Annotated in this window: 23 protein-coding genes and 1 tRNA gene; 9 read left to right on the forward strand and 15 right to left on the reverse strand. The window is 65.7% G+C overall.

The features are described from left to right. The 7 genes from C3E78_RS02295 to C3E78_RS02320 all read right to left on the reverse strand — a co-directional run bounded on the left by C3E78_RS02295 (nt 1) and on the right by C3E78_RS02320 (nt 4,704). Complete coding sequence (locus C3E78_RS02295; protein WP_108576791.1) at nt 1–378, reverse strand: VOC family protein; 378 nt, start codon at nt 376–378, stop codon at nt 1–3. Beyond that, nucleotides 375–506, reverse strand: a complete 132-nt coding sequence (locus C3E78_RS18695; RefSeq protein WP_268916166.1) for a hypothetical protein — start codon at nt 504–506, stop codon at nt 375–377. Before C3E78_RS18695 ends, C3E78_RS02295 begins: the two co-directional genes overlap by 4 nt. A gap of 39 nt (nt 507–545) precedes the next feature. Beyond that, nucleotides 546–1,964, reverse strand: a complete 1,419-nt coding sequence (locus tag C3E78_RS02300; RefSeq protein WP_159085783.1) for an LCP family protein — start codon at nt 1,962–1,964, stop codon at nt 546–548. Between the two features lie 166 nt (nt 1,965–2,130). Next, nucleotides 2,131–2,418, reverse strand: a complete 288-nt coding sequence (locus C3E78_RS02305) for a hypothetical protein (protein ID WP_108576793.1) — start codon at nt 2,416–2,418, stop codon at nt 2,131–2,133. A gap of 73 nt (nt 2,419–2,491) precedes the next feature. Further along, nucleotides 2,492–2,564 (reverse strand) — tRNA-Lys (locus tag C3E78_RS02310). Nucleotides 2,565–2,729: 165 nt separating this feature from the next. Further along, the gene (locus C3E78_RS02315) at nt 2,730–3,917 is read right to left on the reverse strand and encodes an AAA family ATPase (RefSeq protein ID WP_108576794.1); all 1,188 of its coding nucleotides are present in this window, start codon (nt 3,915–3,917) and stop codon (nt 2,730–2,732) included. Continuing rightward, nucleotides 3,907–4,704: a DUF6414 family protein gene (locus C3E78_RS02320; RefSeq protein ID WP_199906912.1), complete on the reverse strand. Its 798-nt coding sequence runs from the start codon at nt 4,702–4,704 to the stop codon at nt 3,907–3,909. The genes C3E78_RS02315 and C3E78_RS02320 overlap by 11 nt, the downstream gene beginning before the upstream one ends. A gap of 151 nt (nt 4,705–4,855) precedes the next feature. Here C3E78_RS02320 and C3E78_RS02325 point away from each other — a divergent pair, with 151 nt between their 5' ends. Beyond that, nucleotides 4,856–6,085: a hypothetical protein gene (locus tag C3E78_RS02325; RefSeq protein WP_108576795.1), complete on the forward strand. Its 1,230-nt coding sequence runs from the start codon at nt 4,856–4,858 to the stop codon at nt 6,083–6,085. Between the two features lie 40 nt (nt 6,086–6,125). Here the strand turns inward: C3E78_RS02325 and C3E78_RS02330 are convergent, their stop codons facing one another. Both C3E78_RS02330 and C3E78_RS02335 read right to left on the reverse strand, forming a co-directional pair. Further along, nucleotides 6,126–7,154: a hypothetical protein gene (locus C3E78_RS02330; RefSeq protein WP_108576796.1), complete on the reverse strand. Its 1,029-nt coding sequence runs from the start codon at nt 7,152–7,154 to the stop codon at nt 6,126–6,128. Between the two features lie 149 nt (nt 7,155–7,303). Continuing rightward, nucleotides 7,304–9,091, reverse strand: coding sequence for a hypothetical protein (locus C3E78_RS02335; protein ID WP_108576797.1), 1,788 nt, complete (start codon nt 9,089–9,091; stop codon nt 7,304–7,306). A 217-nt stretch (nt 9,092–9,308) separates the two neighbouring features. Here C3E78_RS02335 and C3E78_RS02340 point away from each other — a divergent pair, with 217 nt between their 5' ends. Genes C3E78_RS02340 through C3E78_RS18425 form a run of 3 tightly spaced genes read left to right on the forward strand, consistent with a single transcriptional unit; the run spans nt 9,309 to nt 12,455 of the window. Then, nucleotides 9,309–10,250, forward strand: a complete 942-nt coding sequence (locus tag C3E78_RS02340) for a site-specific integrase (protein ID WP_135804900.1) — start codon at nt 9,309–9,311, stop codon at nt 10,248–10,250. After that, nucleotides 10,247–11,731, forward strand: a complete 1,485-nt coding sequence (locus tag C3E78_RS02345; RefSeq protein ID WP_108576799.1) for a hypothetical protein — start codon at nt 10,247–10,249, stop codon at nt 11,729–11,731. The genes C3E78_RS02340 and C3E78_RS02345 overlap by 4 nt, the downstream gene beginning before the upstream one ends. Before the next feature lie 46 nt (nt 11,732–11,777). After that, nucleotides 11,778–12,455 carry a hypothetical protein gene (locus tag C3E78_RS18425; RefSeq protein WP_199906913.1) on the forward strand — a complete coding sequence of 226 codons (678 nt, stop codon included), beginning with the start codon at nt 11,778–11,780 and terminating at the stop codon, nt 12,453–12,455. Nucleotides 12,456–13,273: 818 nt separating this feature from the next. Here C3E78_RS18425 and C3E78_RS18135 read toward each other — a convergent pair. Together C3E78_RS18135 and C3E78_RS02365 are read right to left on the reverse strand one after the other, a co-directional pair. Continuing rightward, nucleotides 13,274–14,203, reverse strand: coding sequence for a pPIWI-associating nuclease domain-containing protein (locus tag C3E78_RS18135; RefSeq protein WP_135804901.1), 930 nt, complete (start codon nt 14,201–14,203; stop codon nt 13,274–13,276). 634 nt (nt 14,204–14,837) lie between these two features. Beyond that, a complete protein-coding gene (locus C3E78_RS02365; RefSeq protein WP_135804902.1) occupies nt 14,838–15,296 on the reverse strand; it encodes a hypothetical protein in 459 nt (152 codons plus the stop codon). A gap of 183 nt (nt 15,297–15,479) precedes the next feature. Here C3E78_RS02365 and C3E78_RS02370 point away from each other — a divergent pair, with 183 nt between their 5' ends. Both C3E78_RS02370 and C3E78_RS02375 read left to right on the forward strand, forming a co-directional pair. Continuing rightward, nucleotides 15,480–16,967: a GNAT family N-acetyltransferase gene (locus C3E78_RS02370; protein ID WP_108576803.1), complete on the forward strand. Its 1,488-nt coding sequence runs from the start codon at nt 15,480–15,482 to the stop codon at nt 16,965–16,967. Beyond that, nucleotides 16,967–17,386: an ASCH domain-containing protein gene (locus C3E78_RS02375; RefSeq protein ID WP_199906914.1), complete on the forward strand. Its 420-nt coding sequence runs from the start codon at nt 16,967–16,969 to the stop codon at nt 17,384–17,386. The genes C3E78_RS02370 and C3E78_RS02375 overlap by 1 nt, the downstream gene beginning before the upstream one ends. 84 nt (nt 17,387–17,470) lie before the next feature. Here the strand turns inward: C3E78_RS02375 and C3E78_RS02380 are convergent, their stop codons facing one another. From C3E78_RS02380 to C3E78_RS02390, 4 genes are all read right to left on the reverse strand, one after another. Then, nucleotides 17,471–18,412 (reverse strand): AbiTii domain-containing protein, encoded by a 942-nt coding sequence (locus C3E78_RS02380; RefSeq protein ID WP_135804903.1) that lies wholly within the window; start codon nt 18,410–18,412, stop codon nt 17,471–17,473. A 417-nt stretch (nt 18,413–18,829) separates the two neighbouring features. Continuing rightward, nucleotides 18,830–20,443: an exonuclease domain-containing protein gene (locus tag C3E78_RS02385; RefSeq protein WP_159085784.1), complete on the reverse strand. Its 1,614-nt coding sequence runs from the start codon at nt 20,441–20,443 to the stop codon at nt 18,830–18,832. A gap of 307 nt (nt 20,444–20,750) precedes the next feature. Continuing rightward, the gene (locus C3E78_RS18140) at nt 20,751–20,924 is read right to left on the reverse strand and encodes a hypothetical protein (protein WP_159085785.1); all 174 of its coding nucleotides are present in this window, start codon (nt 20,922–20,924) and stop codon (nt 20,751–20,753) included. Nucleotides 20,925–21,051: 127 nt separating this feature from the next. Beyond that, nucleotides 21,052–21,696, reverse strand: a complete 645-nt coding sequence (locus tag C3E78_RS02390; protein WP_108576807.1) for a MerR family transcriptional regulator — start codon at nt 21,694–21,696, stop codon at nt 21,052–21,054. Nucleotides 21,697–22,363: 667 nt separating this feature from the next. Here C3E78_RS02390 and C3E78_RS18145 point away from each other — a divergent pair. From C3E78_RS18145 to C3E78_RS02405, 3 genes are read left to right on the forward strand one after another with little or no spacing between them, the layout of a single operon-like run. Next, the gene (locus tag C3E78_RS18145; protein ID WP_135804904.1) at nt 22,364–23,008 is read left to right on the forward strand and encodes a flagellar basal body-associated FliL family protein; all 645 of its coding nucleotides are present in this window, start codon (nt 22,364–22,366) and stop codon (nt 23,006–23,008) included. Between the two features lie 22 nt (nt 23,009–23,030). Next, nucleotides 23,031–24,092 (forward strand): MarR family transcriptional regulator, encoded by a 1,062-nt coding sequence (locus C3E78_RS02400; protein ID WP_108576809.1) that lies wholly within the window; start codon nt 23,031–23,033, stop codon nt 24,090–24,092. Further along, complete coding sequence (locus C3E78_RS02405; RefSeq protein ID WP_108576810.1) at nt 24,079–24,900, forward strand: hypothetical protein; 822 nt, start codon at nt 24,079–24,081, stop codon at nt 24,898–24,900. The genes C3E78_RS02400 and C3E78_RS02405 overlap by 14 nt, the downstream gene beginning before the upstream one ends. The last annotated feature ends 53 nt before the right edge of the window (nt 24,901–24,953 follow it).

The raw sequence follows: 24,953 nt of genomic DNA on the forward strand, positions 1-24,953 counted from the left end.
TCAGGCGAAGGAGACCAGGCAGAACGGGTGCCCGGCAGGGTCGGCGAAGACGCGCCACGGGTCGCCGTCCTCGTCCACGACGTCGGACAGGATGCGCGCGCCCAGCCGGACGACCTCCTCGGTGCCCCGGTCGAGGTCGTCGACCTCGACGTCGAGGTGGATCTGCTGCTCGCCGGTACGTCCCGGCCACGGGGGCGGGGCGAAGTCCTCGACGACCTGGAAGGCCAGGCGCGGTCCGCCGGTCGGCCGTTCCAGGGCCCACCAGTCGTCGTCGCGCTGCGCGATCTCGTGCCCGAGCACCTGCGACCAGAACACCGCGAGCGGCTCCGGGTCACGGCACTCGAGCACGATGGAGCGCACGGCCCCGATCACGGTCATGAGGCGGAGTCGTCGACCCCGTCGGCGTCGGGGTTGCTGACGCTGGGCTCGAACGGCTGGGGCGAGTCGACCTCCGGGTTGTCGGCGGCTTCGTCGGGGGACAGGGGTTCGTCCGGTGACTGGCTCATGCGCCGGTCGTACCCCGCGCGACCTGGATCAAGCGCGGATCAGGCGCAGAGCGACTCGCTGGCGGTGCGTGTCGTGGCCTTGACCGGCTTCGGGGCGTTCGGCTGCACGCCGCCGGCGATGCGGTCCGATCCCAGGATCAGCCAGACGCCGCTCATGCCGCTCGTGTGGACGACGATCTCCGCCTTGAAGCCGAAGTCGCGGTTGATGGCGTCGGCGGTGGTCATCGCCTCGGGGGTGCCGTCGACGAAGATGCGGGTCTTCTTCGCGGGCTTCTGGGCGTTCTCGGTGCCGCTGACCGTGTAGTCCAGCCCGGTCATCGCCGTCTGCGCCGAGGTCGCCAGCCCGTCGGTCTGCGCCGCGTTCAGGATCTTCACCAGGGCGGCGCGGGTGGCCTTCTGGTCGTCCTCGGAGCCCTCGACCGGCACCTTCTTGTCCTTCGCGATCGCGGCGAAGATGGTGTCGGCATCCGCGGTCTTGACGACGCGGTTGGGGTCCGTCGGCGCCGTTCCGTTCGGCATCGTCACGAACCGGATGTCGGAGTCGTCGACGGCCCGGGCGCGCTTGGCCAGCGACGTGAGCTTCGGGATGGACGAGATCCCGTCGTCGACCGTGATGGACGACGTGAGCGCGTTGATGAACTTGAGCAGGCGATCGGGCCGGGTGAGGGTGCCGGCGCTGCGGGCCTGGTTGATGATCGAGGACATCACGACCTGCTGGTGTCCGAGGCGGCCGATGTCGCTGCCGTCGCCCACGGCGTGCCGGGTGCGGGCCAGCGCAAGGGCGTCCTTGCCCCTGAGCTTCTGCTCGCCGGCGGGCAGATCGAGCTTCGCGTCGGGGTCGACCATCGCCTGGTTGAGGCACACCTTGACGCCACCGAGAGCGTTGACCATCGAGGCGAAGCCGTCGAAGTCGAGCTGCACGAAGTGGTTGATGTGCACACCGCTCAGCTGCTCGACCGCACGCACCGAGCAGGACGGCCCGCCGGCCAGGGCCGAGTTGATCATCTGCTGTGGTCCGCCGGCGAACGCGCCGCTGCCGGTGTCGTCACAGGAGGGCAGGTCGGTCAGCGTGTCGCGGGGGATCTGCACCGCGTCGATGCGGGTGTTGTTCTTGGCGAAGTGCACCAGCATCAGGGCGTCGCTGCGCTGCCCCTCCTCCTTGCCGTAGCCCTTGGTCTTGAGCTTGCGGGAGTCCGAGCCGATGAACAGGACGTTGAGGGCGCCCTTCGGGGTGTCGTCGGTGACGACGTGGTCCTTGTCGTCCAGGGCCTTCGACTCGATGTTGTGGTTGAACTTCCAGTACGCTGCCGCAGCTCCGACACCCAGGACGAGGCTCAGCGCCAGCGCGCCTATGCCGAAGGCGCGCGCGATGCGCCGGCCGCGCGGCCGCACCCGTTTGCGGGAGGTCGGTGGCGTCGCGGGCGTCGGCTCGGGGGCCGGCGCTTCTGGGCTGCTCACCATCGTCTCCTGTTGTGTCGGGGCGTGTCTCGTGGCCGCCGGTGCGAACCGGCAGACGTCCCACAATACGAGGGACACCTGAGAAGAGGGTAGGAACCGCGCGTGACGTTCCGCGCATTCCGCTGGTATGTCACGCTGCCCACCCGTCGTCTGGAGCGACGGGCGGCTAGTGCTCCCGCGGGAAGCACTCGCGGCACAGCTCGCGGAGGAAGGACATCCCTGCGACGATCCCGCCCGCCGGTCCCGAGTAGCGGACGTAGTGCGAGCTGGCGATCAGGCCCGCCACCATCGCGCCCGCGGGCGGGTAGTCGTTTCCGGACGGCAGGAGCGTCAGGTACCTGGCCGCCTGGCTGTCCTGGATCTCGGAGACGAACCGTTCCACGTTGGCCGAGTCGTCGACGATCGCCTGCACCTCCACGACGAACTCGGCGTAGCCGCTGATCGTATGGCCCATGCGTCAAGCCTAGGCAGGCTGGGCAGGTCCAGGACGACGAGCATCTGGCGCCTGGGGATCCGGCGCCGGTCGGTGGGCCCCGTGGGACTCGAACCCACAACCCGCGGATTAAAAGTCCGCTGCTCTGCCAATTGAGCTAGAGGCCCGGGACATGGGGACAATAATCCGGAGAACCTTCCGGAGAATGCCACTAGCCCGAGACCGAGTATCGCAGAGGTCTGGTCCGGCGTGGCCGGTGCCTAGGGAGAACCCTCGGGACAACATGCGTGTAGTTCAGTAGGCCTGCCCGTGCCGAACCGGGTGACCTCGCGTCAGGCTTCAGCGGACTGAGAAGGCGCCTCCATCCCGGTCTCCGTGGGGGCGGCTGCGAGATGCTCCGAAAGCATGGATCTGACCAAGACAAGGCCGATGCTGGAGTCGATTGTCTTACCGATCTGCCTCACGTTTCCCGGCCCATCAACCAGTTGAACCAACAGGCGGCTGAGCAGGTCGCTGCGGTCGACGTGCTCTTGCTCTTCGGCGGACAACTTCGCGACCTTGCTGCTGACCGTCCGTTCGACAACCTGGACTATCTCGTCCTGGGTCAAGGGCGTGTATTCGATGAGGGCGTCGAAGCGCGACGCCAAGGCGTCGCCTAGCGCCTCCCGGATCTCGACGTCCGTCTTGTAGTTGGACGTGCAAATGAAAAGGGCCGGACCGACGTCGACCGAGTAGTTCTTGTCGACGAAACGACCGCTGTCGAACAGCTCGTAGAAGGCGCTGTGGAACACCGGGTTCGCCTTGTCGAACTCGTCGATCAGGATCACGCCGGACTCACGGTCCAGCAGGTCACGTGCCAAGGAAGCTTCGGAGTGCTCGCCCCCGAACAGGTACGACGCGAACTTGTCGCTGTGGAACATCGAGAACTGTTTGCGCAGGAGGTCGCCGCCAAGTAGGCCGTTGATGAAATGCGCGGTCTCCGTCTTACCGACTCCTGACGGTCCGTACAGCATGACGACTACTGGCTTGGTTCGTCCTGGACGGATGAGTGGGTACATCGTTGCGAGCAGCAGTTCCCTCACGGTCCGCTGTCCCACGAGGTGATCCGCGAACCCGTCGCGGAACTGTCGAAGCGTCTCAGGGGTGATCGTCGGGTATGTGTGGCGCTCGACCCGAGTGGACGGAAAAGCGCGAATTAGCTGCTCGTGGACCCGGGAGGGTGGGTTGTTGAGGAGCAAGTGCTTCGGGTGAAGTTCCTGGACGAGGTTGGCGAAGTTGGTGATCGCGTGCTCCTGGATGCTGGCGAAATCGGCTGACTCTGCCACCACCCGGTTGGGACGCCGCAACTTGCTGATCGGCTCCTCGCCGTCGTGGCCAGCAACAACGACCCGAAAGAGCTTGCGGAGTGCGTCTCGCTCGTTGATCAGTGTCATAAAGTTCTTGGTCTTCGAGGCTCCCACCTGGTCATGAAACCAAGACGGTGGTCCGTAGTAGATGACGATCTTGGGCTCAGACGCCATGTTCGACTCCTGCAAGGACGACGTCGTAGACGTCGAGCAGCACTTCGGAGTCCGAACCGGCGACTGGGCCGTCCACTACGTCCAGGGCAGTCGGAGACTTGCTCGTGTGCTGAGGTGCGTCGCCCATCTCCGCATCGACACTCAGGCCAGCTTCTGTGCTGCTGCCGACCAGGATGGCGTGGTAGACGAGCCGCATGCGTCCTAGGTCAGTCAAGCCGTAGTTGTTCCGAAATGCTCCGATGTTGAACCTCAGAACGCATTTCTCCGAAGGGTCGACGCTGCTCTCAGCCAACAGCTCGTAGTAGCCCTTGGCGCGCTCGAGAGCTTCGTCCATCCGGGCGAGGTCGAACCCAGTGTCCTCGGTTCTCGCGATGACCATGTACGGGGTGTACATCTTCATGAACGCCATCGAGTCCGCGGGCGCGGTCACCTTGTAATCACGCAAGGGGCGCACGCATTCGTCTCCGGCGACCTCCTCGAGGTAGTCGGTAAGAATGGTGTTCGACAGAGTCTTGCTGAGGATGCTCTGCCCGACCCGCGACACGTCCAGTCCTCCACTCGCCTCGGCTGAAGCGCCCAGAAAGGGAAGCCAGCTGAACTTCGCGACAAGCTTGGACTCGACTTGGCCATGCATGTCAGCAGTCCGGTTCTTGATGTACTCAGCTTTGGACTCCGCGGCGCCGCCGGCGGAGATGTCCAAGTAGTCGGACGCGGACTGCTCATCGAAGTACACGATCTTGAGCATCGACCTGCTCGCAGAACCTACGGGCGGGTTTTCAGTGGTCATGAGCAGGTCCTCACCTAGGGGATCCGACCGGAGCTGGGGATCAGGAAGAGCATGTCTCACGCCACCGACACGACGCGAACGCGGTGTGGGTGAGGGCCTCTGGTCAGTCCCGACCAATACCGTGGGACTTCCACTGCCGGAAGGAACGCGCATGTACCCGCCGCCCGAGGGCACCCTGGAGACTCCAGATCAGATCCGTGAACTGGACGATACCTTCCTCACCTCGGACCCGTTTGGCTACTTCGTGGCACGCATCGGGATGCTGCATGCCTGGGCTAGGTTCTCTGGCGGAGGCCCCGGAGACGAAAGCGAGAACGACGCTACTGAGCCGCAACCCGCACAGGGGGACCACCTCGGCGGCGCCCCTGACGTCGCCGAAGACATCGGGCGACCTGATCTCTTCCCGATCATGCGGGCGGTCATGCGCAACGAGGGCGGCGTTGCCCAGCCCGAGGCAATGACCGTGTCTGCTCAAGTGGCGGTTGATGCCTTTGCCCTCCGACACCATGTCGCGGAAGCATTGGTCAGATTGCTCGTCGGGGCTGCCGAACGGTCGCTCATCTCGGGCATGCCCTCAACGAGCCTGTGGTCGCGTCTCACCGACGACAAGAACGTCCAGATCAGCCAACTTCTTGACGCGGTCAGGAAGGCCGCGGATGACCTCGGTGAGTTTGGTTTCGCTCGGCTGATCGTGCCGCCGTCCGTAACCATCGAGAACGCGGCGGACCAGTCCTACTTGGGAGGCTTCGCTGATCTGTGTGCGGAGTGGGTCGAGCGCGCTGTCGAGCTCCTCGGCCCGTCCGAGCTGGACATCAACACTGCTCACAACAAGGTCAAGCATGGGCTCGCAGTCCGAGGCAGAGCCGACCTCAAAGTGCCCTTCACAACTGTCGGGCCAGATGCCGACGGTAACGTCCCTGTCTCCGCCTTTGACGGCGACACGTCCTTCAACATCTTTGAGAGGCCAGTTCTGGAGTTCATGTCTCGGGCCAAGACGCCTGGAACTCGTCGGGGCGGCGGCCTGGAGGTGACTCAGCTGCAGCTGGACTACCGGCACCTGCTTGCGGAGTCGATGATGATGTCGTACGTTCACGGCGCGCTTTTCCATGTCGCCGCCTGCCAGCACTTCAAGGGTCGTGAGGTGCCCCGTGGGCTTTCTGTGGCGCCGCACCCCGGCCTGGCCGGCCAGGACGCTGCGCGACCGAACCTGGCTGGCCACCAGGTGGGTCTGAAGTTTCCCATCACGAAGCCGACCGGGGGCGGTGAAGCGAGACCTGCGGGTTTCTGGCACAGGGACGGGGCGTCCATTGAGTTCAGCCACGTTGGCAAACGGGTCTCAGCGCAGGTCATCGACCCTGTGGAACCGGGGGACGGGCGGTAGGGGTCGGGAGGCTGCCAGGCCCGCACCGTCCTCGTACCCGCTAGCAACGGTTCAGCGGAACCAATGGCCTAGACGTTCCTCCACGCGTGCGCTGCGGGTTGCGCCGGGTGCGCGTGAACCGCAGGTAGCTGTCGGCATCGGGTCGTCCACACACTTCGACGGCGGCTGACATTCCCGACGTGAGTTGCGTGTGGACCGCGCGCCACATCGTGATGGATGACACCGTGGTGTCCCCGTGCGCCAAGCCGACCGCCGCACGCTGTCGGTCCAGGATGCCGGAGACGCTCGACGAGGCCCTCTTGGAGTTGAACTCTTCGGTGCGCGGCCGGTAGGTCAGGCGTTCGTGAGGCGCGTCGTCAGTCAGGTCCATGTATTCGGCGATCACCCGGATGTTGAACTCGTCCAGCTCCAAGATGCGGCTGGTGACTCCGTGGTCCATCCCGGGAGCTTCGATCAGGCCGTTGCCTGGGGTGAGGTCGAGGCTCTGACGCAGGATCTTGGGGGTCTCGCTGGGGTAGAGGCCGGCGTCGCACTGTGCGTAGACGCAGGCTGCGCGGCGGCCATCCGCACCGCCCACCTGACTCAAGGTGAGCGCCCACATCCGAAGCAGGAGCGTCTCGTCGTCGGTGTAGGAGCGCGTGAGCCCGGCTGTGCGCTGGCGAAGGGAAGGGATCTCGCTCGCGAGTTGCTCAGCTTCGGACTTGTTCGCGAGGGTGCTTCGAGAGGCGGCCAAAACCGCAGCAAGGAGCAGGTTGCGGTACAGGTGAATCTTCGCTGCCTGGTCGGGTGTGTTGAACTGCGACACCCTCGACTTATCGACTGCGGCGGCCGCGGCGATGAGCGCGGCGGCGTTGTCGATGACCTTGCGGGTCGTGACGTAGCCGATAGCGCCTGCGCGGTCTCGCAAGTGGTCGGCTGCCGCGACGATGTCGGCTCGAGATCTCGCCGGGATGAGGCTGAGCTCCTGATCGAGCTCGAGCATCATCTCGACCGCGTCGTCGAAGTCGTGTCCTCGCAGGATGGCGCCGGTGATGTTGATGGCGTAGTTGGTCTCGGGTGACGTGCTCATGGTGGTTCTCCTTGGATGGATGTTGCTTACAAGGAGGACTGTGCGAACCGGACTGGGTTAGACAATCGAGCACACGGACAATGACTTAGCCCTGGAACGACAGATGACCCCGCCGTGGGGCGGGGTCATCTGTGATGGGACGTACGGGTTCAGCTGGCGTACCAGCGTGCCCACGAGATGGCGTTGCGCACGCAGGCCGCCGAGAGGTAGTCGAACAGCTGGGAGTCCAGACTGAGCGTCGCCGCGCGCGACCCCTTGGTCCGGAGCCTGGACTTGAACCAAGCGTTCCAGCTCTCGGCGTGGTTGCGGTAGTTGGCGATGTCGGCGTACGCCTGCCCGTCCGCGCGACTGATCGGGCGGAGATCGTTCAGCACAGGGTCGGCGGTGGAGTGGTTCGTCGAATCGGGGGTGTGGAGGGTCGGGTCCGGGTCCCAGCTGGTGGCGATGGTGAAGTCGCCGTTCTCGCACGGGATCTCCCACAACTCATCGGTGCCGAACCTAGGCTCAGGACTGCCGTTCGTGTGGGCTCGTCGCGTTGAGCTGATGCTGCGGGCTGTGGCGGTCTTGACGAGATACGTCCCATCGCTCTCCACAGAGTGCAAGGCGCCGTCGTCCGTGAAGAGATGGTGCTGGCAGACCCCCTCTGTGCCGTCGTGCTCCACCGACTTGAAGTACCTGAAGTGAGACCGGACGATCTCGTAGCCCTCATGGTGCTCCTGGTTTCGTGAGCCCGTGACGGCACCCGCGGAGGTTGACCGGTACACCGAGATGCCGAGAGGAAGGGCGGCACCTGAACGGTGAAGGTCCACGGCCGCTGCCTTGTTCAGGACGTTGTTGAATGTGCGGATCGCGGACTCGCTGAGCTTCGTGTTTTTGTCCGCGTTGAGCTCGGCCGAGAGCACCCTGTAGCGGTTGTCCGACTTCAACTGGTCGATGAGGTCGTCGGCCTGGTGGCGCACGGACGTCGCCGGGCTGGTGTTCTTGTCCTCCGCGCCTGCCTTGCGCCTCTTGGCGCTGTGCGCGGACGACTTGTTGAATACGCGGGCACCGTGTCGGCCTGCGATGTGGTCCAGAGGCCAACCGGTCATGACGCCGTCGTAGAGCAAGTTCTCTACGCCGCCGCCGGCACGGGCCGCGATGGAGCCGAATAGCTCTAACGCGGACCAAAGCTCGGCGCGAGGCGCGTAGCCGGTGGCGAGGATCACCCAGCCATGCTCCGTCGGGGTGAGCATCGACGTCATGTTCAGTCCGCTCAAGTCCAGTTTGTCGTCCTCCGTGAGGTCACTGAATGCGGTCGAGATGCGCGCGTTCTTGGTCTTGTTCACGGCGCGACTTCCGATGACCACGGTATCGCGCGTCACCGGGTCCACCATCTTCTTGACCCCGCTGAAGGGTGCGACCACGCACCCGTCTCCGATGACGGTGTTCGACATCGACGGGTTGGTCCAGTCGACGACTTCCCGAGGAACCAGGTTGCCCATGACCTGGGCCTGATCCATCGACGTGCGCTGGAAGCGCTCCTGCAGGAGCGCGTGCCAGTCCACGTTCTGGATGCGGGCACCGTTCTTCTTGCGCTGGCACGTGACGGCCTCGACGAATTGGTCGACCTGGTCCCGCGTTGGTGGCGCTTCAGGAAAGGGCATCCCTTCGGTTTCGGGCCGGGCCGCCCACACCGCGCCCAATCGCTGCCAGGTCAGTGGGTCCTTGAGCCTCTTGCTGGTCTTGACGCGCGAGGTCGTGACCCGCGTGGCTATTGCCGCGAACAGGAGCAGAGCGGTCGGGTAGCGAGACTTGGCGCCAGCGGGGCTCAGCCTGTTCAGGTGCTTGATGCGATCGCATTCGCCGGCCAGGTCGTACAGGCCATACCAGTCCAACAGTGCCATCATCTCGTCGATGTCCGTCATCTCGGACGTCTCGATGTAGTAGTCGTCGCTCATCCCGTTCCTCCTCTTAGGTGTGCGGCCGGGTGGCAGCATGAGGGGGACTGTCGGAAGGGGGCACGCAAAAGCAGTCGCGCACACCTACGGGCAAAGACTTGCTGACAGGTAGAGGTGCGTCTTCGTTCCCGCCTGCGATTCGTGGCGTTCCCGACCCGCTGCTCTCTGGCAAAGTTGCGCTCGATCGGTCTAGGTTCATGTGGCACGGAGGTCCAACATGGCCAAGAACGAACAGCAATCCCGACCGGCGGAGAAGGCGACCGCAGCATCTTTCCTGCTGAGCGAACTCAAGAACTCAGTCCCGGCTGTGTGGAAAGACTCCGGCGACTACTCAAACCAGACCTTGCTCCGGTCAAGCGAGACCTGGGCCCGGTTCATCACCCGCCAGCAAAAGCTCGGCGCCACCACACCGGCGGACTTCACTCTCCAGCACTGTCACGCCTTCGTCTGGGCGTTCGGTGCCAGCGGACAACCCGCTGAGGTCGCGACGATGCACGCCCGCCGCACCGCGCTTCGGATGGGTTTCCGGGCGCTACGGGACCTCGGGCATGACGTCGGCGACCCGACGCTCGACCTCGCCCTTCCGCCACGCACTGGCACCGCCGCCAGGCCGCTGACGGACGCTGAGGTCGGGCTCTGCCGGACCAGTGCTCGCCTAGGAGAAGCTGGGGCGGCGTCTCTGCAACGTGCGGTCGCGTGGGCTATCGGCGAGACGACAGCGGTCTCCAGCGAAATCTCCGCCGTGCGCGTGCGAGACGTCGACGACCATGAGGACCCGAGGTGGATCCGCCTGCCGGGGACCCGCCGCCACGACGCCCGCCTGGGCGAGCTCACCGACTGGGGCTCGACCATCGTCAAGCGCCACCTCCAGGTCCTTGACGAACGCAGCGCACCCCCGTCGACACCGCTCACCTACAAGGGCGATGCCGAGCCCGGACAGGCCAAGGCCCAGGCCGCCGTCTGCAACGCCCTCGGTGCGGTGCTCAAGTTCGCCGGCCTCGCCGCTGAACCTGATATCCGCCCGGCCTCACTACGGAATTGGGCCGGCCGTGCTCTCCTCGACGGCGGGATGCCTATCGAGCACGTCGCCCGCCGCATGGGCAGCCGCAGCCTCGACGCCGCCGCCGAAGACATCGGCCTGCATTGGCGGGCCACATGAGCAACCGCGGCAGCGACATCAACACCATCGCGCGCGTCCGCGCCATCTGCGGGTCCCGCAGCCTCCTCACGCTCGGGGCCCGACTCGCGTGGAGAAGCGACGTCGGTCGTCCGTCGGCTCAGCCTGCCTACGTCCTTCTCGCCTTCGGTGCCATGGCGAGGCTCGCGCGGTCTGGTGTCAGGGTCGAGCGGGACCTCGCGGAACCCGAAATCTGGGCGTTTGCCCGCAGGATGCTGGCTGACACCGCCAAAGCGTCCGGTCTTGACGTACCGGCACCAGCGGCGGCCCCACCTAGGTGGGACCACTGGCGATGGGCCAGAGACCACCACCTCGCCACCGACGACGGGCTTGGTCAGCTGGCGCGCGAGTTCCCTGCCGCCGCCGCCGAGCTCGCGCTCCAGATCGGTCTCTGTCGTCCGGACGCGCCCGGCTCATTCACCCACCCGGACACCGAACAGTGCATCTACGGCGACGGCACGCTGGTTCGCCCCCTCTACCAGCCGCCGGTCACGCACACCGTGACGCAGGACGACGGAACCACGAGGATCATGTACCCGCACCCACGCACCGGCGAGCTCTGTGCCGAGCCTGTCCAGCGGTTCGACCCAGACCTCCAACCACACCACGGCCGCCTCGGCCCGGTGCTGACCCACGGCTACGTCGCATGGCACGCCCGCGGCCCGGCCCCGTACCAACGCGTCGTGCTTGCCGCAGCCCACATCCCCGCGCCTGGTCAGGAAGCAGCCACCTCAGTCCGTCTCGCCGGCGACGTCTACCGCCACCTCGGCAAAGGCATTAAGGCCGCGATCTACGACGGCGCCATGCACGGTGTCCACATCGAGGAAATCATGCGCCGCTACGGGTGGCTCGTCCTGGCCAAGACGCCCGAAGCCATCAACGAGGGCGTCAGCCTGATCGTCAACAAGAGCGGCAAACGCGCCCGCAGCTACCCGCTCGGCACCGTCACACACCAGGCGGCCGCCGGCGTGTGCGCGCACCAGCTCGCAGCAATCGACGGGGCCGTGGTCGAGCTCGGCCTCGACGACACCGGCGACCCTGTCGTCACAGCGAACCTCGAACGCGGACCGATCAAACGCTCACGCCGCAGCGGCGGCCAGTACTACTTCAACGTCGCCTACAAGGTCCCGTGCCGCACTGAGCCCTTCACCACCTGGCTCTCGCCGCACCCGGGCAAAAGCACCGACCTCACCCGCCCGCACAACCTGCGCATCATCAACCAGAGCGACCCGGACTTCGCCCGCCTCTACGGCCTGCGCAACGACTCGGAGAATTTCCACTCCAACCTCAAACGCACCATGCTCGTCAACCGTCAGATGAGCCTCGGTTGGCGCCGCGGCCTTCTGGACATCTACTGCTTCGCCGTGCTCAACAACGCCCTCACCGAACAGAGGGCCCGCGAAGCCGCCGCCGCCCCCACCCGAGCGCGCGGGCTGCGCGCCGTGTCGGCCAGCACCCGATGACATGTCAGGCGGCGCTGCAATGCTGCGTCGTAGGAAGGAGGCAACCATGACCGACGACGCGCATCCGGAGAGCCCGAACGCGGCTCAGCTCGAATGGCAGCAGAGCATCAACAGTCTGGTCGAACGGGTAGGGAGCTTGTGGTCGGCCGATCGCGTGATCCAAGCGCTGGGACTAGACGACCACGCCGCGCTGGAGCGAGCCGTGGTCGATGGAGCGGTTCTCGGCCTCAAGACGTCAGATGGAGCGCTTGTCTTTCCGGTGTGGCAGTTCCACAAGACCGATGACGGTGTGGCTGTTCTCCCTGGCCTTCTTCCAGTCATATCTGCACTTCATGATCACATCTCCTGGAGCCTCGCCACATGGATACGTATGCCGTCGCCGGAAATCGGTGGGCGGACAGTACTGGAAGTCGCCACGCACAGCCCGGACAGCGAGGCGCTCCGCGGTCTAGTCCAACAGTTCAACCGGGAGATGTTCGCAGGCTCGTACCCCCGGCACTCACATGTCCAAGCAGTGGTTGCAGGGCGGGCGTCCTACGACGAACTCGATCCCGTCAAACAGGCGCTCGTGCGCGCGGAATGGAGCCGGCGCATCGAGGTCGCCCGCACCCAGCTCGACCTTGAAGCCACCTTCAAGACCGATGGTCGGTCGTGGTCTGAAATCGACGAGGACGGTCAGGTCGTCCAGCGCAGACCCAGTGCTGACGACGACAGCCATGAATGACCGGGTACGGGGCAGGCTGACACCACGCTGACTCCGCAGTATTTCGCACGAGAGTGCCGTAGCGGCTGAGTAGGTTTTCGACCGAAGTATCGCAAGGTATCCATGTAGGTCCTCACGGTTGACGCCAATAAGGACGGGACGATCGGGGCCAAATGGTTGTCGGCGACGGTGACGGTGACGGCCTCCGTCGGCGCGCGGTGATGGTCACCTCCTTTCATGCACGCCGTGTCGCTGAGGGCCTTGCCCCTTGACCCTTGCTCGTGAGGCAGCTCGCCGCAGGAGTTGCGCCGGCCGCGGTTCTCACCTCCTTTGGTGCGGCGGGCGCTGTCCTGATGGTCGTCCGACCGGGTACGAGCTTTCGTCTTTCAGTTCTCAAGCTTCGAGCCATCTCACTGACGATCTGAAGTGGCAATCCGTGCTGGCCATGAGGACTGTCAGGAGCAGGGGACGACTGGCAATCGATCACATACCTGGGCTGGTGGACGTTTCGCCGACGAGCCCCGCGGGGCGGCGCGCGCTTGGTTCAGGTGAGGCTCTAGGCGTCCTTGTTGCGGCGACGCACCTTCTCAGACACTCGGTCGCGTGTCTTGCTTGCGGCGTTGGCTCCTGCCCCTTTGGCGCCTCGTCCGGCGTCGAGGGCGAGGTTCGTGGCTGTCTTGCGGGCCTGGGTTGCCTTCCGTGCGGCCTCTTGGCGCGCGTCGCTGAAGCTGGGCCGGCGCTCCGATCGCGCGGCGGGGGGACGGTCCAAGACGGTGCTTTGACCCGCGCCCAGGACAAGGCATCATGCGCCTGACTGGGCCGGCACAGGGCTGTGTGGGTCAGTCCTCGGACGGGTCCAGCACCAGGTGAGTCAGGAGGGCCTCAGCCGAGACCAAGTGCGTTTGCACGAGCACCAGCGGGAGAGGGCTGGAGTGCTTGCCGGCCTGCAGTTCTTCGACCAACTTCGCCGTTGACGTCACCATCGACTCGACCAGCGACGAAGCCATCTTCACGTCGCCGGGGCGCGATCGAAGGATGTAGGCCACACGGCCGCGGCGAGTCGGGGCGGCCTTCCCGCCGCGCAGGTAGGTGGCGTTCTTGCCGAGTTCCCCACGCTCGGCTGCGGCAAGAACCTCCGCGTCTGGCGCGGCGGCACGTAACGTTCGATCGATTGCCTCAACGACTGCGTTCGCAGCCATTTGCGAGGCGGCAGGACCGCCTGTGACGACCTGATTCCATGCCGCGTCCAAGAAGTCCGGCACATGCGGATCGAGGCGGCGCAACAGTTCGCGCACGCCCTCGCGGACGTCTTGGGGCCCACTGACCCAGGGGTCGACTACGTCCTCGCTGAGCAGGTCTACTGCCTCCTCGTCAAGCCCGCCTGGCTGCACCAGCAGGTCAGCAACCACGACCCCGGCCGCTCCACGACTTGCGAGCGCAACCCGGGACAGGTCGCTGGCAGACGGCTCTATAGGTAGATCCAGCAGCGCCTTGTTCAACGCGCTCGAGGTGCGGACGCTCCCGGCGGGACGCCGCGCCAGGACGTTTTGTGCGGCGAAGCTAGCAAGTAGTGTCGACGTTGCAGTGTTGACCCTGACCAGGTCTGACAGGACTCCCACGCGCCCGTCGGGCACTACAAGAGTCCCGCGAAGCGCCTGCGCAGTGGACCCAGCGAGCAACGCGCTCTTCCAGGTCGCACCGCCGTCGCTGGCGACCAACCCCATGACACCTGCAGTCGCCGCGAACTGGCGCGTCTGGAGCTTCCGCACGTTCACCAAACCCGCGAACCCCCCAGCGTCACCAACCCTGAAACCGGCGCCTCGTGCCGTCACGCCTAGACGCGATGCCACGGACTCGGACAGGACAGTGGCTCCGGCGCCCGGCCACAACCTTGTGCTCGCATTCCCCTGCGCGGTCGTGACCAACGCCGACAACGAACCCACCGGTTTCCCAGCCGACAACAGGCGCGAAGTGGCGGATAGCTGGGACGACGGCCCGTTCCACCTCTGCAGGTTGCCTAGCACTGTGTGTGTGCGGTTCACCGCTGTCAACCACGGCGGAGTCCGCGTCCGTGCGACCATGCCAAGGACACCCAGGCCGCGCGCACCGTCCGAAGGCTTGTCAGTCACTCGGACAAGTCTGGCATGTCGAGCCGACACATCCAGGTTCCGAAGCCTTCGCTCACCTCAAGCCGGGTGGGTCCCGGGCAGAGCGTCACCGCGAGACCCGACGATGTAGTGCCAGAGCGCAGGCCGGTAGGAGCCGGACCCTAGACCCTGCTAGAGCTACCCATGCGGGGCCCTCGAACGCCAGTGCCGCCTTTGACGGGTGCGCAGCTACAACTGCCGGACGGGAACGGGAGGGCGTCGTGCCACGTCCGGGCGCCGCGCTACAAGTAGATGCTCAGCAGTTGGCCGAGTACTCGTCGAGGGCGTTGGCCTTCTCGACGGACGTGATGTCATCGCGCCTGGCGAAGCCGAGCAGCCCGCCGCAGTCTGCGTCGGTGTAGACCACCGCCTCGTCCTCGCCGCCGTCCGGTTTGCTTGAGGTCGGTGGCGGGATGATGAGGGACGCGACTGCGGCAGTCACGAGTAGGGCACCGGCCACGTAGCCGAGAGGCTTGTCGAACCTAGCTCGGAAGTTCTCTGATCCGCCGGCGAGCCAGACGAAGGCCGCTACGACGACGACCATGGACGTGGCCACGAAGTAGCCCCAGGACGGCATCCACCAGCAGGTCAGGAAGAACGTGACGACGAAGGTGACGCCGCCGATCATGGCGATGCCGGCCACGATCCAGAACGCGCTCTCTAGGAACACCACGACGGGGTCCCGCTCCTCTGGATCCACCTTCTCTTGACTCATGACTTGAGTAGGGGGCTGGCTGTGGCACCCACAGCGGTTTCCCAGTCCTGAGCCCGGCGAACCAATCTACTCATCGACGGGACTGCCCCCTGTTCTGAATTACCGAGTAGTTAGCACGGATTCTCGAGGCTTTTCCCCCCGCCTACCGGGTAAAATCGCCGCTAAGCAGAATGGAGACGGCCAGTGGCAGCACCGAGTGGCGCAAAGCCGCGTCTCCTTCTGGACACGAACGTCGTCATCGCCCACGAGAACGATGGCCCGACCGAACAGTCGCACGCTGACGCAGCGGCCGAACTCGTGCGCCTAGCCAACGGCATGGGCTTCCCGCTCCTGCTCAGCAACGGGACTCGCCAGGACTTCTTGAACGCGCCCACTGACATGCGCGAGCGGCGTCTCAAGACTCTCGACAAGTACTACCGGACCCTCGGGCCAGTCAACGAGAGTCCGAACGTTCGCGATCAATTCCCCCAGCAGCTCGGCCAGAACGATGCGGCGGACGTCGAGGTTCTGTCGACGTTCGACACCGGTGTGGCCACGGTTCTGGTGACCGAGGACGCCACCATGAAGAGGCGCGCTGAGCGCGCCGGGCTCACCCGTATCCTCACCATTCAGAACGCTGTCGACTGGCTTGAAGAACTCGGGGCGCCGGACCTCTTCAACGCGATCGCGGCGAAGGTGGTCGAGGCTTACCGAATCTCCCGCCACGCGAGTATCTTCGACAGCCTTCGCGACGACTACGACGGGTTCGATAACTGGTGGACCGAGAAGGTCGTCCGTCAGGACCGGCACGCCATCATCCTGGGCGATGCGGCTGACCCCGACGGCATCGCGGTTCTCAAGGCCGAGAGCCAACCGTTCGATCTCGGCGACTCGGTCCTGAAGGTCTGCACCTTCAAGGTCGTCGAGCAGGACGGCAGCGCTGGCGCCGGTCGTCGAGGCGAGTTCCTCTTGAGGGCGGTCGTCGACTACGCCCGCGAGACCAACCACCCCGTCCTCTACATGACCGTCCACCCCCATCACGAAAAGCTACTTGCCTGGTTGGAGAAGTTCGGATTCACCCACCACGACGACCAAGACAACGGCGAGCTGGTCATGGTGAAGCGTCTCGAACCCCGTGCCGGTGCCGAACCGATACACCCTCTGGAGCACGCCGTCACCTTCGGCCCGGTTTCACTGCGCGTGCTCGACGCGCACCTCGTCCCTATCAGGTATCACCTCCACGACCGTCTGTTGCCCGATAGCAGTCCCCAGACGTCACTCTTTCCCAATGAGCCTTGTGGGAACGCGATCCGGAAGGCCTACCTCTGTCGGTCACCGTCTCGTAAGCTCAAGCCTGGCGACACGCTCGCGTTCCTGCGCACCAAGCCGACCGAAGCGGCTCGCATCACCGCCATCGGCGTCGTCGAGCAGACATTCGTAAGCGTTGACCCAGCGGAGGTTGCTGCGCGCGTCAGGGGCCGCACCGTTTACTCCTACGTGGAGATCGCGCAAATGTGTGCGCAGGGAGAGGTGCTCGTCGTTCTCTTTCGGCTCGACCGACGCGTCGACCCGCCGTGGAGCGCGGGAACGCTAAATCATGCCGGGGTGATGTCACGATCTCCTCAGAGCATCGCCCAGATCAAGCCAGAGGGAGTGAGATGGCTGCGCACCGAGTTGGACGCGTCGCCCTGATGTCGATCCACCCGCAGTATGCCGCGGGCATCCTGGACGGCACGAAGCGCGTGGAGTTCCGCAAGCGACCCATCGCCGTAGACGTCACCCATGTTGTCGTCTACGCCACCGCCCCCGTCAGCGCCGTGGTGGGGGCATTCACCGTGGTCGGACAGCACACCCTCCCTCCCCGGATGCTCTGGCAGCAGTTCAAGGAGGTCGCGGGCATCGGACGCGACGACTTCATGGCCTACTACTCGGGTCGTCGCGCTGGCACAGGTATCGCTGTGGGCGGGGTGTTTCACGCGGAGGCACCCATAGGGTTGTGGGAAGACCTCGGCATTGCCCGCCCTCCCCAGAGTTTCCAATACCTCGCCTCCGACATCGCGACACAGATCTTGGAAGCCCTCAGCCCGGGGTCCGTGCGTGCGTACGCCTGACCGGACCCGGTAGGAGTACTTGAGGCGACGGGCCCCGGGGTGGGCAGTCGGCCCGATCCGGAACTCAGTGGCGCGAGGCGTCGGTCAGAACCCCGGGAAGACCTGCTGGAGCAGGTTCACGAGCCCTTCGTACGCACCATTGGTGGCTACCCCACCTGCGAGCACGTACGTGCCGGACTTCACCCGGTCAAGGAATGATCGAGTCTCCTCGCCAGGTCGGTCGCCGTCGCGGTCAAGAGCATCGCGAAGCGCTTGGACACCGTCAGGGCCTAGGAGGTTGCCCGCGGCGGTGAGCAGGCCAGACACATCGCCGGCCTGCAGTTGGACGGCGGTCGCACCGGCGCCGGCGGCGACGTTGGTGTGATCACCGACTGTGACCGTGGCGTGCTCGGCTGCCTGCACGTTGATGTAGTTGGTTACGACGGATGCGAGCTTGGGCGCTGATGCAACGGTCGGACCGGACGGGCTGCCGGCGTCAGCATCGGCTCCTTCAAGGTCGAGCGCCAGGTCGAGAGCACTGGTGCGGAGCCGGTCCAGGACCCCGCGCATGTGCGTTCGCGGCATCCGAATGAACGCCTTGTTGGCGACGAACATGGAGATCGACGGGACCTTGTTTTGCGCGACGTATTGCCGGTAGACCTCAATCCACATGTGGGACAGACCCAGTCGCGGGTCCTCATCGCCGTCGTTGAAGGCGAGGGCCTCAAGCTCCGCGACAGGAGACACCAGCCGAACGTCTTCGACAGCTGCAGCCAGGTCCGCCGGTAGTTCGTGAGCAAACACATGGACGTGTTCCTGGCTACCCATGGGCCCGTCGAAGCGAACGGTGACGTGCAGCCCGTGAGGCTGGCGAGCAGGCGGGAGCGGCGTCGCTTCATCGTAGCCCTCCAACTCGGCTCTGATGAGTTTCGTCAGATCATCAGCGCCGATGCGCCGGCTCACCACAAGCAGCCTTCGGAGCGCCGCTGACAGCGTGACCTGCGGGTCTGAGAGAGCGTCGATCGCGGCTGCCAAAGGTGTCGTCACGTGACTGAGCGTATCGGCGCGTACCGACACTGATCCTGCACGCCGCCGCTGGGGTCTGGGCGCGCGAAGGGGGTGGTCCTCCTACGTTGCGCACAGGACTCAAGACGGAGGCGCCTTTCCGGCGAGCTTGTTCGAGAGCCAGACCTCGCGACCATCGAGGGGCTCGATTCGGCCGGACTTGCAGTCGCGATCGTGCCGTAGCCCCTGGCAGGGCTGTCCGGGAGTCACGGCATCGGCATCAACCAACGTCGCCTCCCACCGCTCAGTCGGACAGCTTTGGCGCACTGGCCGCCCACTGGCTCCGCCAGCGGCAGGGTCCAAGGACTTCATCGTCAGTCTGGACGCGGGGCGCTGCCTTACTGATCGGTTGGACGCGGGGTTGGGGAATGTGTTTCCGGTCGCGGGAGCGACCAGCGGTCAGGACACCGGTTCGGACTCTGCTTGCCCGCTGGCGGAGAGGTGCGCGGCGTATTCGTCGAACAGGTCTTGGTGGAGGCGGCCGCGAGTGCCCACGGCGTACCCGTTTTCCCGGGCCCACTGTCGGACGATAGCGGGGTCCCTCTCGGCGGAGGGATCTGCCGGCGGTGCCGATACTCCGGCGGCCGTCTGGTCCGCCAATACCGCGGGAGGCACCTTCTTGAGCTGGCGAGGGACGGCCGGCTGGAGGTGCTGCAGCAGGGTGCTGAAGTCGTCCGGGTGCACGATGCGGCAGCCCACGCGAGATGCAGCCTCAGCCTTGGTGCCGGAGAAGCCGCCGTCGGTCACGAGCATCGCCGTCTTGGCTGACACGTTGCCCAAGACCCTCACACCTAGCGCCTCAGCGCGTCGCTCGAGCTGTTCGCGCAGAGCGGGGTCGCATCCGGTGAAGGCGACCTTGTGTCCGACGCGGAGCGGGTCGCCGAGAGCCCAGGCGTCGGGAAGCGGACCGAGCCCGGTGGAGAGGCGTTCGTGCCGTGCGGCCTCGGCCTGGTCGAGTGCGTGGGTGAGGACTGTCTTGGGGAGGCCGAGCAGGGTGCTGACGTTGACGAGCTCTGCCTTCTCCGCACGGCTCACCATGCCGTCTTCGAGGGCGAGGTGGCACAGAGCGAGCAGGACGGAGCGGTTCGCTGCGGTCCGGTCCTCACTGCTTAGCCCCAGGGTGGCGGCCACGTCGTCAAGGGCGTCGGCTTCCGCCGTGCTGATCTCGCCGTCCTCGAGTGCCTCTACGAGGGTCTCCAGATAGGGGAGGGCGCTGGCAGGTGCGCCCTCGTCGAGGGCGTCGATGAGGGAGAAGTCTGCTAGCAGCTGCACGAGGGCTGGTGCGGATACGGCCTTCTTGGCCTGGTTGATCTCGACACGTGCCCGCACTGTCTCGCCGTGACCAGGTGCCTTTGGTTGGCGAGTCGCGCCGGACGGCCAGATCACGCCTGCGGCGTCGGAGAGTAGTGACAGGTGCTCGGGGTGTACCGCGGTCCCGTTGCGGGGGTTGAGGTAGTAGCCGAGCAGTCCTGCGGTTGCTCGAGCGTCGCCGAGGGCGGAGTGGGCGCCGCGCAGAGGCACGCGGGCTGCAGCGCAGCAGTCTGCGAGGCGGCGGCGGTCCATCGAGGGGAGGTAGTAGCTGCTGGCCTCGAGGGTGCACAGCGACGGAAGCCACGGCAGTTCCCAGCCTGCGTTCGAGTATTCAGACCGGATGAACGCGAGGTCAAACCGTGCGTTATGTGCGACCAGGACGGTGCCCTGCATCCAGTGGTTGAGGTGAGGGATGAGGTCGCCGAACTTCGGCGCACCGCGCACGTCGTCGGCGGTGATGCCATGGATGTGGGTGGCGCCGACGGGTCCCTCGGGATCGATACGGCGTGACCACTCGCCGGTCACACGGCCGCTAGTGTCGGTGCGGACGACAGCGATCTCCAGGACCCTGTGGTTGCGGGAGCTCAGACCGGTCGTCTCGACGTCGACGACCGTGAAACCCCCGGGGACCGGCAGCTCAGGTGAAACTGTGGCTCGGTGTTTGGCGGGGGCGGGGCTCCGCCATTTGTCGAACAGGCCCATGGTGTTCATCCTCTGATCTCGCTGCGATGACGGGGCGAGAGCGGTTTCGTCGGGTGGTGTCAGAACGATAGGCGACAGGTGGCCCACTTCGGAGTGGTTTCTCAATACCCGCGAGCCGGTCGGAGGCGCTCGCTCGGGGTAGATCGCGTGCGACGTCGCTGTCGAGTGTCTGGGCGGGTTTGATGTCGGGCGGGCGGGCGTTTTGGCGCAGGGGCAGTGTCTCGGGTGCCCAAGGGCTTGTGCGCCGAGACGCTTGGCGAGGTGCAACCGGCTTTAGGCGGGCCACGTGACCGTGTGATCGCCATGGTCAGCGCCTACGCCGGATCGCCTTGACCAGGCGGATGATGTCGTTGCGCTGTGCGGGCTCAAGACGCACGAAGCGTTCGAGTCCGAGGCTGCAGGTCGTGATCGCGAACAGCACGACGAGCGTGGGCCTGTCGGGCCACAGTGCGCCAGCGGTGTGAAGGGCGATATTGAACATGGGTGCCTCCGGGCATGACAAAGGCCCGCCGGTGAGAGCGGGCCTGGAGGAACGGGGGGCTGGATGGCTGGGGGCAGGGCTGTGCCTAGGGAGGGTCCATGAGAGACCTCCCTCGGATCGGGTTGACCTACGTCCGGCGCCGGTGCGGGCTGGTGCGGGCGAGGTCGAAGACGTCGCCGACGCGTACTGTCACGCGTCCAGCTGACGGGGTCTGTGTGGCGAGCCGTCCCCGGTGAATCCAGGAGCGGACGGTCGAGGGCGCGACGCCGACGGCGGCCGCGGCCAGCTCGCAGGAGACGTAGCGGTCGTGGTGTTTGGGTCGGATGTTCGCCTGAGGCCCCGGCGGGGCGTTCGTTCGGCTGGTGATCGCGGCGCCGGCGGCTATAGCGTCTGTGGACTCGAAGACGTGGGTGCGCTGTTCGGTACGCACGGGTGCGAGGTAGCCGCGCCGGACCCATTGGCGGACGGTGGCGTTGTCGACGCTGAAGTAGAACGCGACGTCGTTGGTCGTCCACTCCTCGGTGTACTCGAGGTCGCGGTAGGGCTCGTAGTGGTCATCGTCGACGTCCGGGGAGAACGACAGTCGCCTCGGCCCCGGCCGGCTCCTCCCGCGCCCCTTTGGAAATGGCGGACGACTAGGGGCGGGATGGCGGTCGCGCAGGCTCGTCTCTGTCTCCGGTGGGACCGTCGCGAGGTGCGATGTCAGTCCCGACTCGAGCACCAACGTGCGCGACGCGACGCCTAGCTCGGCAGCCAGCTCGTAGACCCGCATAAACGAAGGCTATCTCCGTGACAGTGCAACATCGTCTCGGCCGGATGTGGCGATCTTGGCAGGGAGGGCAGCAAAAAACCCGAGCCATCATGTGGTCTCGGGCCGCTCTGGACGCAACTCTGCCTCCGAGATGACTCTAAGCGTCGAAAAATGCCACGTCAAGCATCGGCATTGCCTTGGGGCGCCGGGCAGCGTTGAGATGGACCTCGTGCTCGGGCGCTGACTCCATGAACTCGTCCTCGGTGATGAAGGCATCCCACTCGCGCAGGTTCCCTCGCGGAGCCTGGCAGACCTGTGCCCCTTGACGCGTCTGGCAGGCGGTTGCGCCGTCGGGCTCGCCATGAGAGGTCTCGAGGTCGAGGCCTGCATCGCGGCGGGCAGGAAGCCACCCGCATGCACGTTCCGGACAGTGCGTCCATCCGGTTAGACAGCTGGGACCGCTCGGACAAATATGCCGTCGGACCTCATCGAAGCTACCGCTTTGGGGCGCTCGGAGCCGCCATCGGCAGCCATTACGTGCTTCCAACTAACGGTCACGCCGGTGCCCCGCCCCAGCTCCGCTCGGGGTCCGCCTGTCTTCCCGCAAACGGCCCACCTCTGCCACCGGGTCGTGAGATGTTGACTGCGAGCCGGCGCCAGCCGTCGCTCAACACAAACCTGGAGCCTCATGGCCGAACAGAATCCGCCCGCAGAGACCACCACCTCTGGCCGTAACAGAACTCTCATCAGCGCCGGGGTTGCGGTCGTCGCGCTCGTCATCGGCCTTGGCGCCGGGTACGCGCTCGGGAGCTCCGGAAACTCTGACGACAGCGCTGTCGCGGCAACTTCCCCGGCGTCCCCGGAACCGGAGGAGACGTCTGCGGAGCCTGAAGTTGCACAAACCACCCCGCCTCCCGCCCTGGACACACCCGTTGCCCTCGGTACCGAAGTGGACCTTACGGTCATCAAGGTCACCGTCTCTGAGTACAAGAAGGACATCAAGGATCCAGACGGATCCGGCCCCGAGGCCGGCACCGAGTGGGACTCAGCGCTCGTACGTGCCTGCAACGTTTCCCTGGGGGAGGACGACGGACGAGACCTCATCACCAACTACGGTGTCTGGAACCTTGCCGATGACGACGACGGATCGTACGGGACTCTGGACCTGACCCCGTCCCCGGCGCCAGCCCCGCAGTGGGAGAGCTTCACCAAACTGAACCCGGGGAAGTGTCAAAAGGGATGGGTGGCCCTGGAGCGGCCCGAGAACGTCGCGCCTACGACCATCACGTACAGCTTCAACGACGAAGAGCAAACGCGTTGGGCCCTAAGCTGACGTTGAACACCACGGACTATTCATGAAAACAGCGTTTGGCTGTTATCGTGAATACGGAGGGTGGTGGGTCATGGCGTGGCAGCAAGTACTGGCCGACAAAGATGTCACGGTGGCGGTCGTCGATGCCGACCACGTGCTGCTTTTCGACCTCGCCAACTCGGTCCGTAATGAGCTCCCGTCGCGCCTGATCCAGTCGCCGGCGCCGCTGTACCCGTCGCGGATCTTGAAGTGGGCAAACAGTCCTCGTACGTTGCTGGTGGTGCCAACAGCGTCCGAAGCGACAGTCCGCGCAGCTCGTTCAATCGGTTGGGACGTAGTCGCCGAGGACGGCACAGTCGATGTGCGTCTGGGCTCTCGTCACGTCGCCAGCCGCGCCACCAAGGACGCCGAACGCCCGCAGAAGCGGCGCCAGGGCCCGGTGCCGCGCTCAAAATTCACTCTGGGCAGGGTGCTGCTGGCCCAGCAACGGCCAGTTAGTCAAAGCGAGCTCGCGAGGAAAGCTGGCGTGTCTCAACCGACGGCTTCGCGCGCCTGCGCAGAGTTCGCCGCCCGCGGGTTCGTCGGTTCAGGCGACGGGGTCGCGGTGACTGACTGGTTCGCGATGGCTCGCTGGTGGCTGAGCTCCTACCCGGGGACGGGCGGGCCATCAAGCTACTGGTTCGGTCTCGAGCCGATTATGACGCAAGTTCAAGCGGCCTCGAAGTCGTTGCCCGGGGCAGTGTTCTCGGGGTCGGCCGCCGCGGATCTGCTCACCCCGTGGCAGCGGCCGGACGCAGTCGTTGCGTACACGAAGTCGCCGGCGCTCCTGGAGGACGCCGGGTTCGTGCCAGTCAGCGACCCGTCGGCGGCAACACTGGTGGTGACAGCCCCAGCGGACACATCGGTGTGGGCCCACCGTCCGATAGAACGCGCCACCAACGGGGAACTCGTAGCCCTCGCCGACCCCCTGCAGGTTGCGTTTGACGTACTGAACGGCCCAGACAGCGGCACCCGAGCCGAGGTGGCCGATCGTCTTCTGCAGGACCTGCACGGTCCGCTGCGGTCCGCGTGGGCGAAGTCGTGGGAGCTCGATGCCGACCGCTGACGGCCTGCCACACCGGTCGCTGGTTGTGCGGTCGACGTCTCGCGCGGAGGACATGGGCTATCTGGCGATGGCTGACGTCGCCACCGCGACAGGTGCGCTGGACGCGGAGTACCGCCTCATCGGCGGGCACATGGTGTCGCACCTGGTGTACGCGTACGCGGTCGAAGGTGTCCCAGGCAGGGAGACCGCGGACGCTGACCTGGGAGCCCCGGGTGAGGTGGTCGGAGACCCCAGACTGGTCGAGCAGCTGACGAACATGACGTACCGCCAGGTGTCGGGAAACCGGTTCGAGCGTGACCTGTCCCAGGCGGAACGGTATGCGTCCGAGGAGGTGGACACCGGCCCGCGACCAGTCATCGACTTGCTCGTCCCTTCGGGCACCGCGTTCCATCTGCCCAACCACCAGGTCGGCGGCCTGGTGGTTGACGCCATCCCGGGTCTGATGCTGGCGTTGAGTGCCGCTCCGGTCGAGCTCACGGTGACGGCCACGCTGACCACCGGTGCGGAGCTGACAACGGGCGTGGCCATCCCGTCCCCCAAAGCTGCCCTGTGTCTGAAGCTGCTGTCGTACGCGTCGCGTCACGAGAACAAGGACGTCATTGACATCTGGCGCCTTCTGGCTGTGTGCCGTGCGGCAGGCGTGAGCCCAGATGACTGGCGCACCGCCGGATCGCAAGGTGACGCGCTGGAGGTGTTGGACTCGCTGGGCTCGATGCGCAGCAAGACCCTCCAAGCTGCGTTGCCCGACCAACGCACTCGAGCGACCGTTGTTGCGTTGCGCAACATGGTGGCACCAAAGCTGAGCTGACGCGGACGGCAGCACCAGAGCCCTGTGGCGCTAGGGGAGGCTTCCAGTCCGAC

It is taken from the genome of Aeromicrobium chenweiae, assembly GCF_003065605.1.
Taxonomy (GTDB): domain Bacteria; phylum Actinomycetota; class Actinomycetes; order Propionibacteriales; family Nocardioidaceae; genus Aeromicrobium; species Aeromicrobium chenweiae.